11 protein-coding genes are annotated in these 15,731 nt (G+C 66.6%); 5 read left to right on the top strand and 6 right to left on the bottom strand.

The window, feature by feature from the left end; genetic code table 11:
• Positions 1-39 precede the first annotated feature (39 nt).
• Positions 40-2,361: a S8 family peptidase gene (locus C8J40_RS01095; protein WP_132895426.1), complete on the bottom strand. Its 2,322-nt coding sequence runs from the start codon at positions 2,359-2,361 to the stop codon at positions 40-42.
• A gap of 119 nt (positions 2,362-2,480) precedes the next feature.
• Here C8J40_RS01095 and C8J40_RS01090 point away from each other — a divergent pair, with 119 nt between their 5' ends.
• The 5 genes from C8J40_RS01090 (at position 2,481) to C8J40_RS01070 (ending at position 7,886) form a co-directional block, all read left to right on the top strand.
• A complete protein-coding gene (locus tag C8J40_RS01090; protein WP_132895425.1) occupies positions 2,481-3,158 on the top strand; it encodes a pyrimidine 5'-nucleotidase in 678 nt (225 codons plus the stop codon).
• On the top strand, positions 3,155-3,973 hold the full coding sequence (gene dapD, locus C8J40_RS01085; protein WP_132895424.1) for a 2,3,4,5-tetrahydropyridine-2,6-dicarboxylate N-succinyltransferase: 819 nt from the start codon (positions 3,155-3,157) through the stop codon (positions 3,971-3,973). Before C8J40_RS01090 ends, dapD begins: the two co-directional genes overlap by 4 nt.
• A 61-nt stretch (positions 3,974-4,034) precedes the next feature.
• Positions 4,035-5,006 carry a class II fructose-bisphosphatase gene (gene glpX / locus C8J40_RS01080; protein ID WP_107963207.1) on the top strand — a complete coding sequence of 324 codons (972 nt, stop codon included), beginning with the start codon at positions 4,035-4,037 and terminating at the stop codon, positions 5,004-5,006.
• A gap of 244 nt (positions 5,007-5,250) precedes the next feature.
• Positions 5,251-5,982, top strand: a complete 732-nt coding sequence (locus C8J40_RS01075; protein WP_132895423.1) for a CPBP family intramembrane glutamic endopeptidase — start codon at positions 5,251-5,253, stop codon at positions 5,980-5,982.
• 53 nt (positions 5,983-6,035) lie between these two features.
• The gene (locus tag C8J40_RS01070) at positions 6,036-7,886 is read left to right on the top strand and encodes a CocE/NonD family hydrolase (RefSeq protein WP_132895422.1); all 1,851 of its coding nucleotides are present in this window, start codon (positions 6,036-6,038) and stop codon (positions 7,884-7,886) included.
• A gap of 73 nt (positions 7,887-7,959) precedes the next feature.
• Here C8J40_RS01070 and C8J40_RS01065 read toward each other — a convergent pair whose 3' ends face one another.
• The 5 genes from C8J40_RS01065 to C8J40_RS01045 all read right to left on the bottom strand — a co-directional run bounded on the left by C8J40_RS01065 (position 7,960) and on the right by C8J40_RS01045 (position 15,422).
• Positions 7,960-8,721, bottom strand: a complete 762-nt coding sequence (locus C8J40_RS01065; protein ID WP_056065813.1) for an ABC transporter permease — start codon at positions 8,719-8,721, stop codon at positions 7,960-7,962.
• Positions 8,718-9,647: an ABC transporter ATP-binding protein gene (locus C8J40_RS01060; RefSeq protein ID WP_132895421.1), complete on the bottom strand. Its 930-nt coding sequence runs from the start codon at positions 9,645-9,647 to the stop codon at positions 8,718-8,720. Before C8J40_RS01060 ends, C8J40_RS01065 begins: the two co-directional genes overlap by 4 nt.
• A gap of 168 nt (positions 9,648-9,815) precedes the next feature.
• Positions 9,816-10,526: a DsbA family protein gene (locus tag C8J40_RS01055; RefSeq protein WP_120301337.1), complete on the bottom strand. Its 711-nt coding sequence runs from the start codon at positions 10,524-10,526 to the stop codon at positions 9,816-9,818.
• A complete protein-coding gene (locus tag C8J40_RS01050; protein ID WP_132895420.1) occupies positions 10,523-11,878 on the bottom strand; it encodes a M48 family metalloprotease in 1,356 nt (451 codons plus the stop codon). The genes C8J40_RS01055 and C8J40_RS01050 overlap by 4 nt, the downstream gene beginning before the upstream one ends.
• 616 nt (positions 11,879-12,494) lie before the next feature.
• Positions 12,495-15,422: a ribonuclease E/G gene (locus C8J40_RS01045; protein ID WP_132895817.1), complete on the bottom strand. Its 2,928-nt coding sequence runs from the start codon at positions 15,420-15,422 to the stop codon at positions 12,495-12,497.
• Positions 15,423-15,731 lie beyond the last annotated feature (309 nt).

The following is a 15,731-nucleotide window of genomic DNA, read 5'->3' as shown; positions in this document are numbered from 1 at the left end:
CTGACTTTCGTCAGGATGACGAATTGGGGGCGTGGGTATTCAAAACCCCAAACTGTACCGCATCGCCATGCCGTAATCATTGGGCAGCGCAGCGAAATTGCCGGGGTCGCGGCGCCAGAAGAGGTTGGTGTCGAGGCCTCCGCCGAACACCGGCATGCCGTACCGCGCCTCGACATCCACTTCGCGACCTTGCGGGGCGAGGTTGAGGCGCTGCGTGGTCCAGTCGGTCACACTGCCGCTGGTATAGTCGAAATAGGTCGGCAGTCCGAGATCGATCCCGCCGCGTGCCACCCGCAGAGGTTGCGCGATGCGCAGGCCGATGCTGTCGTGGCCGAACACGCCGTCCTTGCCGATATCGGCAGCAAACGCGTTGGTGCGGACGAGGCCATCGCCGCTGAGGCCGCCGCGGACGGCCGCGCGGGTCCAGCCCTGGCGCATCGATCCGCCTATGCTCCAGCCGGCGCCGGCATCGAAGCGCGCCTTGGTGTCCAAGAACCACGTCGCCGCCCGTGCTGCGCCAAGCGCCGCATCGAAGCGCGCGCCGAGGACGGTATCGCGCTCGTCCATCCGAGTCGCGGCGACCATCGTCGCGAGCCCGCCGAAGCGTCGATCGATCGCCAACGATGCGCGATTGTACCCCGAACGTTGCCAGCGGTCGCGTAGCCGCAGGTCGTCGTCCCGTTGCGTCAGGACGTCGCCATTCTCGATTCCCGCGGTAAAGCCGAACCCGCCGAAGCTCTGCCGCATCGCGCTCGAGGCGCGCGTGGTGCTGTCGAAGCCCATGCTGCCGGCATTGGCGATCAGGAAGGCGGGTTCGGACTGGCCGGAGAGCTGTGCGCTCAGCGCGCCCGATCCTTGCGCGAAGCCGAAGCCGAACGACAGCGTGCTGCCGAGCTTCTGCGTCACCATCCCCGCGATCGCGCGCGCGCCGGACGCGTCGGCGCGCGACAACGAGGTTCGGTCGAGCGCCACGTCGCCGTTCGAACGGGGGGCCAGCGTCATCGACACCGTCATGTTGCCTTGCGCCAGAGCGACGGTGCGGAGGTGCGACTGCAACGCGCCACCCAGCGCGCGGTCGGGGCTGCGTTTCGCGATCGTCTTGGCCAGATCGATCGCGAACGCTCGGCTGTAGCCGTCGAGTATGACCGCACCGAGCTCACCCTGCACCGCGTCGCCCATGGCGGCGGAGAGCGTTGCATTGCCGCTCGTCGATACGAGGGCCTTCGAGCCAGCCATTGACGTTGCACCGAGCGGTTGGAAAGCCCGGGTCAGGTCGAGCACGCCGTTGCCGTAGACGGAGTCGATCCCGGGTGCGCCGACATCGCGCGCGCTCTTGAACAGGATGTCGACGATTTGCGCCCCTGTCAGGTTGGGGAATGCCTGGGCCAGCAGCGCGACCGCGCCGGAAATCTGCGGCGCGGCGAACGACGTGCCCGACCATAGATACGCGGTGTCGTTCTGGTCCGGCGCGCGGACGTTTTCACCGACGGCCGTGAGGAAATGCGCGGCGCCGGTGCCGGCCCTGTCGCTGAAGCTCGAGATGCCGTCGCTGGACCCGACCGAGCCGGCTATGATGACCTGATTGCGCGCCTGTGCGTCGCCGGCGACGTTGGTAAAGGGATCGGGGTTGACCGAGCCGTCATTGCCCGCCGCGATCACGACGACCAGCCCAGCGCTGGTCGCGCGGCCGATCGCGTCCTTCAGGCTTTGTGGCATCTCCGATCCGCCGAGCGAGATGTTGACGACTTTCGCCCCCGCTACACGCGCTGCATCGACCCCGCGGGTGATCGCATCGGTCGGGAATTTACAGCCGGTGCTCTCATCGTCCTTGCTCGCCGTCGCGCAGGTGCCGGGGCGATCGGCGCGCAGGACGATCAGCGTCGCATCGAACGCAACGCCCTGCGAACCCGCACCGTTTCGGCGGCCTGCGAGCGTAAAGGCGACCGCGGTGCCGTGGCCCCCTTCGTCGTCGATCGAAGCGTTGCCGGCGACGTCCTGAGACCCGGACGAGATGCGGGTTCCGAATTCCTGGCTTTGCAGGTCGATACCGCTGTCGATCACGCCGACGCCGATGCCTTTGCCGGTCGCGCCGACATTATAGGCGGCAAGCGCATTCATCGAGACCGCACCAACGGTCGCGCGGTATTCGCCGGTGTCGTTGCTGGACGGGGTTGGTGTGGGAGCAGGCGTCGGTGTGGGGGTTGGGGCGGGAGTTGGCGTTGGGGCGGGCGTTGGCAATGATGTCGAGGGCGGCGTCGGTGTGCTGTTGATACCGCCTCCACCGCCACCGCCACAGGCGGCAAGGAGAAGACCTGCCCCCATTGTCGCCGACCGCAGCAGGTCGGCCTTGATCCGTCGCATGAATTCCGCCCCTGTTGCCCGGACAAGCTAATGGAATACAAAGTGTTACGCGATGATAAACACGGGGCCGTCCGGAGCCGGCTTGCCCGGTTGGTTCGCGGTGCCTAGAGGTTCGCGCGATGCTTGCCCGCCTTGACCCCCGCCTTGCCCATGTCCGCAACTGGATCTTCGATCTCGACAACACGCTGTACCCGACGAGCGCGGACCTGTTCGCGCAGGTCGACGCGCGGATGACCGGGTTCATCCAGGATCTGCTGGGGCTCGATCATGACGAGGCACGGCGCGTGCAGAAGGGGTATTTCCACAACCACGGCACGACGCTGTCGGGGTTGATGGCCGAGCATCACGTCGATCCGCACGCGTTCCTGGCGCATGTCCACGACATCGAGATGGACGTGATCGAGCATGATGCGCCGCTGGTCGCGGCGATCGCCAAGTTGCCCGGGCGCAAGCTGGTCTTCACCAATGGCGACACGCCGTATGCGACGCGGATTCTCGATCGGCTCGGGTTGAGCGAAAGCTTCGAGGCGATCCACGATATCCATGCGATGAACCTGATGCCGAAGCCGCATGCGTCGGCCTATGAAGGGTTCTGCGCGGCGTTCGATATCGACCCGCGGGAGTCGTTGTTCGCCGACGACATGGCGCGCAACCTGACGCCGGCCAAGGCGATCGGGATGACGACCGTGTGGATCGACAACGGCTCCGAGCAGTCGCCCGACGCGGCGCGCGACCACATCGACTTTACCGTGCCGGTGCTTGCGCCGTGGCTCGAAACCATCCTGGAGACATCATGACCTTGCAGACCATCATCGACGCCGCCTGGGACGACCGAGCGAACCTTGGCCTCGAAACCAAGGGCGAAGTGCGTGATGCGGTCGGGTCCGCGCTGGCGATGCTCGATGCAGGCACCGCGCGCGTTGCCGAGCCGACTGCTGACGGCTGGCAGGTCAACCAGTGGTTGAAGAAGGCGGTGCTGCTCTCGTTCCGGCTCAACGACAACGTCGTGATCGACGGTGGTTCGGCCGGTGCGCCTGCGTTCGACAAGGTGCCGTCGAAGTTCGCGGGCTGGGGCGAAGCCGAGTTCCGCGCGGCGGGCATCCGTGTCGTGCCCGGTGCGGTCGCACGGCGTGGGAGCTTCATCGCCAAGGGCGCGATCCTGATGCCGAGCTTCGTCAATATCGGCGCGTATGTCGGTGAGGGCACGATGGTCGACGCGTGGGCGACGGTCGGGTCGTGCGCACAGATCGGCAAGAACGTCCACCTATCGGGCGGCGCCGGCATCGGCGGCGTGCTCGAGCCGTTGCAGGCCGATCCCGTCATCATCGGCGATGGCGCGTTCATCGGTGCGCGCGCGGAAGTGGCCGAGGGCGTGCGCGTCGGCGAGGGCGCGGTGCTGTCGATGGGCGTGTATCTGGGTGCATCGACCAAGATCGTCGATCGCGAGACCGGCGAAGTGTTCAAGGGCGAGGTGCCGCCGTACGCGGTGGTCGTACCAGGCTCGATCGGCGGCGGTGACGGCAAGCCTGCGCTGTATTGCGCCGTGATCGTCAAACGGGTCGACGCACAAACGCGTTCGAAGACCTCGATCAATGACCTGCTGAGGGACTGATCGGGTCGACAACCCGGCGGGCGCTGCCTATCCGGGGCCAAACATACCGAGGAGATAGACTTTGACCGCTGCTGCCAGCCAGGTTCTCGACCGCGTACTCGTCCTCGAAATGGTCCGCGTGACCGAAGCGGCGGCGATCGCCGCCTCCACGCTCGTCGGGCGCGGCGACGAGAAGGCGGCGGATGCGGCGGCGGTCGAGGCGATGCGCGAGGCGCTCAACTCGCTGTACATGGACGGCACCGTCGTGATCGGCGAGGGCGAGCGCGACGAGGCGCCGATGCTGTTCATCGGCGAGAAGGTCGGCTCCGCGATCGGCAAGGGCCCGAAGATCGACATCGCGCTCGATCCCTTGGAAGGCACGACCATCTGCGCGACTGCGGGGCCGAACAGCCTCGCCGTGCTGGCGATCGCCGAAGAGGGCGGGCTGCTCAACGCGCCCGACGTCTACATGGACAAGATCGCGGTCGGGCCGGGCTATCCCGAGGGGATCATCGATCTCGACAAGACGCCGACCGAGAACATCAACGCCGTCGCCGCCGCCAAGGGCGTGCCGGCGCGCGACCTGATCGTGTGCGTGCTCGATCGGCCGCGTCACGAGGCGCTGATCGCCGAACTGCGCAAGGTCGGCTGCGGGATCATGCTGATCGGTGACGGCGACGTTGCCGGCGTGATCGCGACGTCGGATCCAGAGACCACGGTTGACGTGTATATGGGTTCCGGTGGCGCCCCCGAGGGCGTGCTGGCCTGCGCGGCGCTGCGCTGCGTCGGTGGGCAGTTCAAGGGGCGGTTGCTGTTCCGCAACGACGACGAGCGCGGGCGCGCTGCGAAGTGGGGGATCACCGACCTCGACAAGCAGTATGACCTGTCCGAGTTGGCGAAGGGCGACTGCATCTTTGCGGCGACCGGGGTTACCGATGGCTCGCTGCTGGCCGGCGTGAAGCGGAAGAAGGGCAAGATGACGACCGAGAGCGTGGTGATGCGGGCGTCTTCGGGGACGGTGCGTTGGGTCAAGGGTGAGCATCGGACGGATTGATCTTCAATACCACCCCGGCGAAGGCCGGGGCCCACTTGGAACGTCCGGAGTAATGAAGTGGATCGCTCCGTTAGCGACGTTTCCCAATTGGGCCCCGGCCTCCGCCGGGGTGGGGCACTTTGCTAGGGTAGGGGACTGACCAAGTATTGTGTCCCCGCGAAGGCGGGGACCCAGACTGGGCTCCCGCCTTCGCGGGAGAACAAGGAAGTAGAGCGGTGAAGGCGTTAGCGGTGGGAGTGTCGGCATGATCTTGCCCAACGTCCTCCTCCTCGTCACGATCATCAGCCTCGTCTGGTTCCTCAAGGGCGACCTGCTCGGCTACCGCCGCACCAAGCGCCTTACCGACACAGCCTCGCGGCAGAAGACCTACCGCCTGTGGATTGCCAAGGCGGCGATCGCCTTCGTCCTGCCCGCGGTCATCGGACTAGTCCTGCTCGGCCGCCTCGACGCGCTCGTTACCGTGCCGCCCGAGTTCGACGCCCCCCGCGCGCTCCTCCCCAGCTTCGAAGGCGACAGCAGCGCGGAACTGCTCGGCATGATCGGCGGCAGTGCGCTGGGTGGCCTGATCGTCGGTGCGGTGCTCGCCACGCGGCGCAACTGGCGCATCCTCAAGACGATCGGCAATGTCGGCTCGCTCCTGCCGCGCAACCGGCCGGAGATCATGCACGCCGCCGCCATGTCGATCGCGGCGGGCATATCCGAAGAACTCGCCTTCCGCCTGTTTCTGCCGCTGCTGATCGCGCTCGTGACCGGCAACGCGTTCGTCGCGTTCGGCGTCGCGATCGCGGTGTTCGGCGCGATGCACCTGTATCAGGGGCGGGCAGGCGTGATCGCGACCACGCTGGTCGGCGCGTTGATGGCGGCGGTGTATCTGATGACCGGCGAATTGTGGCTGGCGATGGTCCTGCACGCGCTGATCGATCTCAATTCGCTGGCACTGCGACCGGCGCTGACTGGAGCATGGCGCGCGGCTTGACTTCGCACGCGTGGGTTCGTCCAATCGCGGCACGGTTCACGAAGGGAAAGTCCATGTCGCGCCACGCCCTCCTGCTCGCGCTCGCGATCACCGCCGCGGCGCCTGCCGCCGCGTTTGCCCAGACCGCGCCGCAAACCGCAATCCAGTCGCCTTTCACGTTCGAAGAGGTGATGGTGCCGATGCGCGACGGGGCGAAGTTGCAGACGGTCATCATGCGGCCGCGCGGGATGACCGGTCCGCTGCCGATCCTCCTCCAGCGAACGCCCTACGGCGTGCCCGATGCGCCGTTTCCCACCGCCGATCGCTTCGCGCCGCTGATGAAGGACGGCTATGTCTTCGTGTTCCAGTCGATGCGGGGGCGATTCAGGTCGGACGGGGTGTTCACGCTGTCGACTGCGGTCCATCCGAACGATCCGAAGGCGGTCGACGAGGCCACGGACGCGTACGACACCGTCGGCTGGCTGGTGAAGAACATCCCCGCCAACACTGGCAAGGTCGGCATGTGGGGCGTGTCCTACCCCGGTTTCGCTGCCGCCGTCGCGCTGGCGAACCCGCATCCGGCGCTGAAGGCGGTATCCCCGCAGGCGGCGTGGATCGATTACTGGCAGTCGGACGATCTGCACCGCAACGGCGCGCTGCGGCTGAGCTATGCGACCGACTGGGTGTCGTCGCTGCAGCTCGACAAGACGAAGAATTCCGACTTCGCGTATCCAAGCGATACCTACGACTATTTCCTGAAGGCGGGCTCGGCGGAGGCGATCGACCGGAATGTCTTCAAGGGGCGGGTGCCGATGTTCACGTCGCTGCTCGACCATCCCAATCACGACACGTTCTACACCGCGCAACGCTGGACCGATGCGCTCGGCAAGACGACGGTGCCGACGCTGAACGTCGCCGGGTTCTGGGATCAGGAGGATCCGTGGGGCTCGTGGCAGATTTACGCGCGTCAGAAGCGGAACGACCCGAACCACTTGGCGCAGATGGTGGCGGGGCCGTGGCGGCATGGTGGGTGGCAGGGGGTGGCGGATCATCTCGGGCCGATCCCGCTAGGCGCCGCGAGCGGGACGCAGTTCCAGGAAAAGATCCAGGCGCCGTTCTTCGCCTATTGGCTGCACGGTAAGGGGCCGCGGCCGGACTTTGCGGCGAAGATGTTCCAGTCGGGGTCTAACGTGTGGAAGACGTATGCTGCCTGGCCTCCGACGGGTGCGAAGACGACCGAATTGTATCTGCACGCGGACGGCAGCCTGTCGTTCACCGCGTCGGCGGCGGGCGAGGGGTGTCGCGACTACGTGTCCGATCCGGCGAACCCGGTGCCGTTCCGCCGGCGACCGATGTCTGCGACCTATGCCAGTCCGGACTGGGCTTGGTGGGAGGCGGACGACCAGCGCTTCGTCGATCACCGGCCCGATGTGCTGGGGTATGTGTCGGAGCCTCTGACCGCGGACCTGACCGTGACGGGGGCGCTGTCGGCGACGTTGCAGGCGTCGACCAGCGGGACGGACAGCGATTTCGTGGTGAAGCTGATCGACGTGCTGCCCGACGATACGGAGGTGTTCGACGGCCGTGCGGCGCAACCGGGCGACTATGCGAAGACGCTGAACGGCTATCAATTGCCGATCGCGATGGAGGTGCGGCGCGGGCGCTTCCTGGCGAGCGATACGGCGCCGCAGCCTCTCGTGCCGGGGAAGGTCGTCGCGTGGAACGTGCCGCTGCGTGACCATGATCATGTGTTCAAGGCGAGGCACCGGATCATGGTGCAAGTCCAGTCGACGTGGTTCCCGATGATCGACCGCAACCCTCAGTCGTTCGTGCCGAACATCGGGCGGGCAAAACCGGGCGATTACGTAAAGGCGACCCAGAAGGTCTGCGCGGGCTCGCGGATCACGTTGCCGGTTATGCGGTAAAAAGCTTGTTCTCCCGCGAAGGCGGGAGCCCAGACTGGGTCCCCGCCTTCGCGGGGAAACATGGTTCTTCAGCTTAGTTCTTCATCCGCCAGCCGGTCTTGAAGATCCAGGCGATCGCGATCAGGCACACGGCGAGGAAGCCGGCCGTCACCGCGAGGCTCACCCCGACCGCGACGTCACCGACCCCGAAGAAGCTCCAGCGGAAACCGCTCACCAGGTAGACGACCGGGTTGAACAGGCTGAACGTGCGCCACGGCTGGGGCAGCATGTCGATCGAGTAGAACGCGCCGCCGAGGAACGTCAGCGGCGTGATCAGCAGCGCGGGGACGAAGTTCAGCTGCTCGAAGCCGTTCGCCCACACGCCGATGATGAACCCGAACAGGCTGAACGCGACCGCGGTCAGGATCAGGAACGCGATCATCGCGAACGGGTGTTCGATGCGGAGCGGCACGAAGAACGACGCCGTCGCGAGGATGATCAGCCCTAGGATCACCGACTTGGTGGTCGCCGCGCCGACATAGCCGATCACCATCTCCATCGCCGACACGGGCGCGGAGAGCAGCTCGTAGATCGTGCCGGTGAACTTGGGGAAGTAGATGCCGATCGATGCGTTCGAGATGCTCTGCGTGAGCAGCGACAGCATGATCAGGCCGGGAACGATGAAGCTGCCGTAACCGACGCCGCCGACCTGTTGCATGCGGCTGCCGATCGCGCCGCCGAAGACGATGAAATACAGCGAGGTAGTGAGGACGGGCGTGACGAGGCTTTGCCAAAGGGTGCGCAGCGCACGCGCCATTTCGAAGCGATAGATCGCCCAGATGCCATGGGTATTCATGCGCGTTCTCCGACGAGATCGACGAAGATGTCTTCGAGGCTCGATTTGCTGGTTTCGAGATCCTTGAAGCCGATGCCGAGTTCGCTGAGCTTGCGCAGCAACGACGGGATGCCGGTGTGGTCGGCCTGTGCATCGAACACGTAGCGCAGGCGCTTGCCGTCGTCTTCCAGTGCCACATCCCAGTCGGCGAGTTCCGGCGGGATCGTCGTCATCGGGTCCTGGAGCGCGATGTCGAGTTCGCGCTTGCCGAGCTTCTTCATCAGCGACGCCTTGTCGTCGACGAGGAGCAGCTTGCCCTTGTTGATGACGCCGACGCGATCGGCCATTTCCTCGGCCTCCTCGATGTAATGCGTCGTCAGGATGATCGTCGTGCCGCCTTCGCGCAGGCGGTGGACGAGCTTCCACATGTCGCGGCGCAGCGCCACGTCGACGCCTGCGGTCGGCTCGTCGAGGAACAGGATTTCGGGTTCGTGCGCGAGCGCTTTCGCGATCAGCACGCGGCGCTTCATGCCGCCTGAGAGTTCGCGGATTTTCGCGTCGCGCTTGTCCCAGAGCGAGAGGTCGCGGAGCACCTGTTCGATGTACGCGCTGTGGCCCGAACGGCCGAACAGGCGGCGGCTGAAGGTGACGGTGGCGAGCACCGTCTCGAACATGTCGACGTTGAGTTCCTGCGGGACGAGGCCGATGCGGCTGCGCGCCTGCTTATAGTCGCGGATCGCGTCGTAGCCGGCGACCTTGATCGTGCCGGCGGACGGCGTGACGATGCCGCAGATGATGCTGATCAGCGTCGTCTTGCCGGCGCCATTGGGGCCGAGGAGGGCGAAGATCTCGCCTCTCTGGATGTCGAGGTCGACGGGGTGGAGGGCGGTGGTGCCGCTCTTGTAGGTCTTGGTGACGCCCGCGATGGACAGGATCGGTTCGGTCATTGGCACCCCTTTTTCGTGGGTGTCAGATGGGGGTGGGACGTGCCTATTGATAGGGGGCGGGCTACCCAAATCCCGTCATCCTGGGCTCGACCCAGGATCCAGAGCCATGCGCGTTCCGATTGTGGCTCTGGATCCTGACTTTCGTCAGGATGACGGGAGTGGGTGGGATTAGCCAGCGCGGGCTGCTGCTACGGCTTTTTGCAGGTCTTCGAGGGGGAGGGCGCCCGACAACACGCGGTCGCCGACCACCCAGCTCGGCGTGCCGGTCATGCCGAGCTTGGCGGCGGTTTCCATGTTCTTGGCGATCTCGGCGTCGGCGGTCTTGGTGAAGCTCGCCTGCGTCGTGTCTACCCCGGCCTTGCTCGCAGCCGCGGCGATCGAGGCGTCGCTGACGGGGCCGCCGGCGTAGAGCGCGTCGTGGAAGGTGGCGAACTTGCCTTGTTGTGCCGCCGCCAGGCTCGCGCGCGCGGCGATGCGGCTTTCGGCGCTGAGGATCGGGAGTTCGCGGAAGACCACGCGGACCTTGGGGTCGGCGGCGATCAGCTTGGCGATCATCGGCAGGCTCGCGCGGCAATATCCGCAATTATAGTCGAAATACTCGACCAGCGTGACGTCGCCCTTGGGGTTGCCGGCCCAGGCGCTGCCGAACGGCGTGACGATCGCGTCGCGGTTGGCGGTGACGGTCTTGCCGGACTCGCGGTCGCGCAGTTTCTCCATCGCCTCGGGCAGGATTTCGGGGTGCGCCAACACGTAATCGTGGACGATCGATTCGACCTGCGCGCGCTCGACACCGCCGCCCTGGCGGTCATAGCCCCAGACGGCGAGGCCTCCGATGACGGCGCCCGCGACCGCGATCGCGGGGAATGTAAGTTTGCTCATTTGCGGCGCTTATACTGCTTCGGGTTGTCGTCCATCTCGTTCTGCGCGGCCATCGCGATATCCTGCGCGCGGATCCAGTCGGTGGTGTTCGCCGGGATGTTCGCCAGCGCATATTGCGCGCTTGCCGACGCGGTTCGCATGTCGCCGCCCATGCTGGCGCGCTCGGCGGTGGCGAGCGCGGCGCGTGCGGTATCCCCGGTCAGTTCGTAGACGGTGCCGAGCTGCATCCAGGCGAACGGGTTCTGATCGTCGCGGCCGACTGCGGTGCGCAGGACCCTGGTGGCCTCGGGGTAGTTCGCCTTGTTCTCGGTCGCGATCAGCGCGTGGCCGAAGGTGGTGGCGATCAGTGGGTTGTTACGCGAACCCTCCGTGGCTTCGCGCAGGGGGACCAGCGACTCGGTCGGCTTGCCGGCTTCGAGCAGAATCTGACCCTTGATCTCGAGGAAATACGGGTCGGTGGGCTCGGCCTTCACCAGTGCATTAGCTTCGGCGTCGGCTTTCTCGGGGTAGCCTGCTTTGTGGTACGCATAGGCGCGGGCGTAGTGCGCGTAGATCGTCTGGTTGCTGGGCGGGTAGGCCTGCAGCGTCTGGTCGGCGGGCATGACGTAGCCGGCGAGCTTGGCCTTCACGCGGCGGAAGCGTTCTTCCAGCGCGGCGTCGGGTTTGTTGGCCCAGGCGGGCGAGGCTTGCAGGTCGGCGGTGAGCGTCGCGACGCGCTCGCCGGAGAGCGGATGCGACTGCATGAACGGGTCGATGTTGGCGGTGCCGAAGCGGTATTCCTGCTGCTGCAGTTTCTTGAAGAAGCTGAGCATGCCGCGGCCGGAGACGTTCGCCTCGCGGAGGAACTTCGCGCCGGTCGCGTCTGCGGTCGATTCCTGGACTCGGCTGAACGAGAGGTAGCTGCCCATCGCCGCCTGCTGACCTGCCGCCATGATGCCGGCGCCTGCTTCGCCGCTGCCGGCCGCCATCGCGGCGAGGCCGAGGACCATCGAGAGCAGGTACATGCCCATTGCCGGCTTGGTGCCGCGATCGGCGAGGACGACGTGGCCGTCGGCGATGTGGCCGAGCTCGTGCGCGATGACGCCCTGGACTTCGTTGGCGTTGTCGGCGGCCTGGATGAGGCCCGAGTGGACGTAGACGGTCTGGCCGCCGGCGACGAACGCGTTGATCGACTCGTCGTTGATGAGCACGACCTTCACGTCGCGGGTGGAGAGCCCGGCCGCCTTGATCAGCGGGTTCGACATCTCCGCGAACATGGTTTCGGTCTCGGCGTCGCGGAGGATCGACTGGGCCTGGAGGGGCGTCGTCCAGAGGAGGAGGGCGGTGGCTGCGGCGGCTACTAGGCGCTTCATATTACGGGGTATCGTCGATTGGGGGCGGGGGGGCAATGGTCGTGCGGTGGAGTGAAGTTAGTCAAGAGTCGGCGCCGCTTACCCCGATCACTGTCATCCCAGCGAAAGCTGGGATCTCTCCGTTTGGCGGGCGTCGCGAGCCACGTGGGATACCCCAGCTTTCGCTGGGGTGACGGGGTTTGGTTGACGTGTCGGGGAGGGGCCGAGATTTTTGGCGTGAGCAACTGGCAGCACGCACTTGATTACGAAGAAGCACGCATCGGCCTGCTCCATGGGCCACCTCCCCGGCGGAGGCCGGGGTCCAATTGGGGGACCGGGCTAACTGAGGGCGGCGCTTCGTTATTGCCACCTTTCCAATTGGGCCCCGGCCTTCGCCGGGGTGGTGGTGGGTGGGGGGAGTTCGGCGTGCGTCACTACGGCGCTGGAACTCAAACCTCGCACTGCCCCCGTGTCGTGTTCACCCGCGAAGGCGGGTGCCCAGTCTGGGTCCCCGCCTTCGCGGGGAAACATACATTTGTCGGACGGAGCGTCTCACCGGTAGCTTCTGGGCCTCCCCACAAACGAAAACGGGCGCGGCCTTTCGGTCGCGCCCGTTCTTTGGTCTCAGCGTTCGGGGTTAGCCGAAGGTGCGCTGCCACCAGCCGCGGCGGGGGGCGCCGTCGGGGTCGTCGTTGGCGCCGTCATCGGTACGGGGGGTCGCGACGTCCTGGGGCTGGACTTCGGCCTTGGGCGGGGTGGTTGCGATCGGCTCGGCGAGGGGCTCGCTGGTCGGGGCGGCATCGCCGGCATCGACCACGGCTGCCTTGCGTGGACGACCGCGGGGCTTGGCGACCTTCGCAGGCGCTTCCTCGACGACTGGCGCTTCCACCACTGCATCAGACGCCTTACGGCGCGCACGCTTGGGCTTGGGCGCCGACGCTTCGATGGTCTCGGCGGGCGTTGCGCTCACCTCGTCCATCGTCGCTTCCGCAACCGCTTCGCGACGGCGACGACCGGGCTTCGGTGCGGCCGGCTCGGCCGCGACGGGCTCCGCTATCGGTGCCGGAACCACTGGCTCCGGTGCGACCGTCTCGGCGTCCGCCTCGACCGCGCGGGGCTTGCGACCACGGCGTGCCTTGGGTGCTGCGTCCGCCACCGCCTCGGCGATGTTCGCCGCTGCGGCTGCTGCACGGGCGCGTGGACGACGGCGCATCTTCGTACCCTCGGCGACTTCCGCGACCGGGGCTTCCTCGACGGCGGGCTCGAACGCCGGTTCGTAAGGCGGCTCGGCATAGGTCGACTCGACCGGCTCGTACGCTTCCGGCTCGGGCGCCTCGGCGATCAACTGGGCGTCGTCGACGCTGCTGACGGCGACCGACTGGCCGTTCTCGGCGCCCTGCTCGTTGCGGCGACCACCGCGACGTCCCCGACGACCGCGACGACGACGGCCTTCGCCCTCTGCGCCATTGGTCTGCTCGGCGGGTGCGCCGACTTCGACGATGTCGCCCTCGACCTCGTCGATCTCCTCGACGTTGGTGTCGGCGTCCTCGAAATTACCGTCCTCGTTGACGCCCTCTGCTGCACCTTCCTCACCGGGACGTGCGCGACCGCGACGACCACGACGACGACGGCGCTTCTTGCCGGCTTCACCGTCCGCATCGCGACCGTTTTCACGCGGTGCACGCTGCTCGCCATTACCCTCGCGGGGCTCACGACCCCCCTCACGACGGCGCGGCTGCTCGGCTTCGGCCTCCTCGACTTCCTCTTCCTCGATCTCGTCCTCGATCTCCTCGGGAAGGTCGTCCTCGTCCTCCTCGATGATCTGGACGAACTTCGGGGCGTGCGCGGGCGGCGGGCCGCTGGCCTCGACCGTCATGTGCGCGCCTTCCTCGTCCTGGCCGGGGATGATCTCGACGATCACGCCGTAGCGATCCTCGATCTCGGCGATGTCGGCGCGCTTGCGGTTGAGGATGTAGACCGCCGCTTCCTGGCTCGCGCGCAGGGTGAGTAGCGAACCGCGACCGCGTGCGGCCTCGTCCTCGATCAGGCGCAATGCCGAGATGCCCGACGACGATGCGGTACGGACCAGACCGGTGCCCTCGCAATGCGGGCAGGCGCGGGTCGACGCTTCGAGCACGCCGGTGCGGAGGCGCTGGCGGCTCATTTCCATGAGGCCGAACGACGAGATGCGGCCGATCTGGATGCGCGCGCGATCGTTTTTGAGCGCCTCCTTCATCGCCTTCTCGACCTTACGGACGTTGGAATTGTTATCCATGTCGATGAAGTCGATGACGACGAGCCCGGCCATGTCGCGCAGGCGGAGCTGGCGGCCGATTTCCTGGGCGGCCTCGAGGTTAGTCGCGGTCGCGGTCTGCTCGATCGAATGCTCGCGCGTCGACCGGCCCGAGTTGATGTCGATCGAGACGAGCGCCTCGGTCGGGTTGATGACCAGATAGCCGCCCGACTTCAGCTGGACGACGGGGTGGTACATCGCGGCAAGCTGATCCTCGACGCCGGCGCGCTGGAACAGCGGCACGGGGTCGGCGTAATGCTTGATGCGCCGCGCGTGCGTCGGCATCAGCAGGCGCATGAACTCGCGCGCCTGGCGATAGCCGTCCTCGCCCTCGACGATGACCTCTTCGATTTCCTTGTTGTAGATGTCGCGGATCGCGCGCTTGATCAGGTCGCTGTCGCCGTAGACGAGCGCGGGGGCCGACGCCTTAAGCGTGGCCTCGCGGATGCCGTCCCACAGGCGGGCGAGGTAATCGAAGTCGCGCTTGATCTCGACCTTCGAGCGCTGGAGGCCCGCGGTGCGGACGATGCAGCCCATCGACGGCGGCAACTGCATGTCGGCCATGATCGTCTTGAGACGCTTGCGATCGCCCGCGTTGCTGATCTTCCGCGAGATGCCGCCGCCGTGCGACGTGTTCGGCATGAGCACGCAGTAGCGACCGGCGAGCGACAGGTACGTGGTCAGCGCCGCGCCCTTGTTGCCGCGCTCCTCCTTGACGACCTGGACGAGCAGCACCTGGCGGCGATGGATCACGTCCTGGATCTTGTAGCGGCGGCGCAGGTTCATGCGACGCTCGCGCAAGTCCTCGACCGCGGCATCGTCGGCGCTCGGCTTGCGTTTCCGTCGCGGGGCTTCGCCGGACTCGCCGCCTTCGAGCTCGTCGGCGACGTCGGGATCTACCCCGCCATCGTCCTCGAAGCGCTCGATGTCGTCCTCGTCGTCACCCTCGTCTTCGTCCGAATCGTAGTCGGCGCGCAGGGCGGCTTCCTCGGCGGCGTGCTCGGCTTCCTCACGAAGCAGCGCGTCGCGATCTTCCTTGGGGATCTGGTAGTAATCAGGGTGGATCTCGCTGAACGCGAGGAAGCCGTGGCGATTGCCGCCGTAATCGATGAACGCCGCCTGGAGCGACGGCTCGACCCGCGTGACCTTGGCGAGGTAGATATTGCCCTTGAGCTGCTTGCGTTCGGCACTCTCGAAATCGAATTCCTCGATCCGGTTACCCTTGACGACTGCGATCCGGGTCTCTTCCCGGTGGCGTGCGTCGATCAGCATGCGCGTTGTCATTATAGATTCTCCGCGCGCGCGCCGGGCCTGTCGGCAACCGTCGCGCGCTTGATGGTGGTGCGGTCGGGCACGGACGCCCGGACTCGCGGATGGTATGCGAAACTGCCTCTGCGCGAAGTGCATGCCGCGGGAACTCTCCCTGCGGCGCCCGCACGACCGCGAGTCCGTCGGCGAAGGCCGGTCGGAGTGCGGGGCGGGGGGAATGCGTCATTCGAGCGTCAACCTGAATTGCCGCGCCGGCGAAGGATCCGCAGGCGGGCGTGAAGACCGGCGCGTCGCTGGTAAAATCCAGGCGAC

This window comes from Sphingomonas sp. PP-CC-3A-396, assembly GCF_004343105.1.
Taxonomy (GTDB): domain Bacteria; phylum Pseudomonadota; class Alphaproteobacteria; order Sphingomonadales; family Sphingomonadaceae; genus Sphingomonas.
Note: the sequence above shows the minus strand (reverse complement) of the source record. Positions and strands in the feature narration are given on the sequence as shown.

Bases quoted from the DNA above. Each gene is read 5' to 3' on its own strand.
- C8J40_RS01095 (WP_132895426.1), bottom strand. From the start codon at position 2,361: ATGCGACGGATCAAGGCCGACCTGCTGCGGTCGGCGACAATGGGGGCA.
- C8J40_RS01090 (WP_132895425.1), top strand. From the start codon at position 2,481: ATGCTTGCCCGCCTTGACCCCCGCCTTGCCCATGTCCGCAACTGGATC.
- dapD (WP_132895424.1), top strand. From the start codon at position 3,155: ATGACCTTGCAGACCATCATCGACGCCGCCTGGGACGACCGAGCGAAC.
- C8J40_RS01075 (WP_132895423.1), top strand. From the start codon at position 5,251: ATGATCTTGCCCAACGTCCTCCTCCTCGTCACGATCATCAGCCTCGTC.
- C8J40_RS01070 (WP_132895422.1), top strand. From the start codon at position 6,036: ATGTCGCGCCACGCCCTCCTGCTCGCGCTCGCGATCACCGCCGCGGCG.
- C8J40_RS01065 (WP_056065813.1), bottom strand. From the start codon at position 8,721: ATGAATACCCATGGCATCTGGGCGATCTATCGCTTCGAAATGGCGCGT.
- C8J40_RS01060 (WP_132895421.1), bottom strand. From the start codon at position 9,647: ATGACCGAACCGATCCTGTCCATCGCGGGCGTCACCAAGACCTACAAG.
- C8J40_RS01055 (WP_120301337.1), bottom strand. From the start codon at position 10,526: ATGAGCAAACTTACATTCCCCGCGATCGCGGTCGCGGGCGCCGTCATC.
- C8J40_RS01050 (WP_132895420.1), bottom strand. From the start codon at position 11,878: ATGAAGCGCCTAGTAGCCGCCGCAGCCACCGCCCTCCTCCTCTGGACG.
- C8J40_RS01045 (WP_132895817.1), bottom strand. From the start codon at position 15,422: ATGCTGATCGACGCACGCCACCGGGAAGAGACCCGGATCGCAGTCGTC.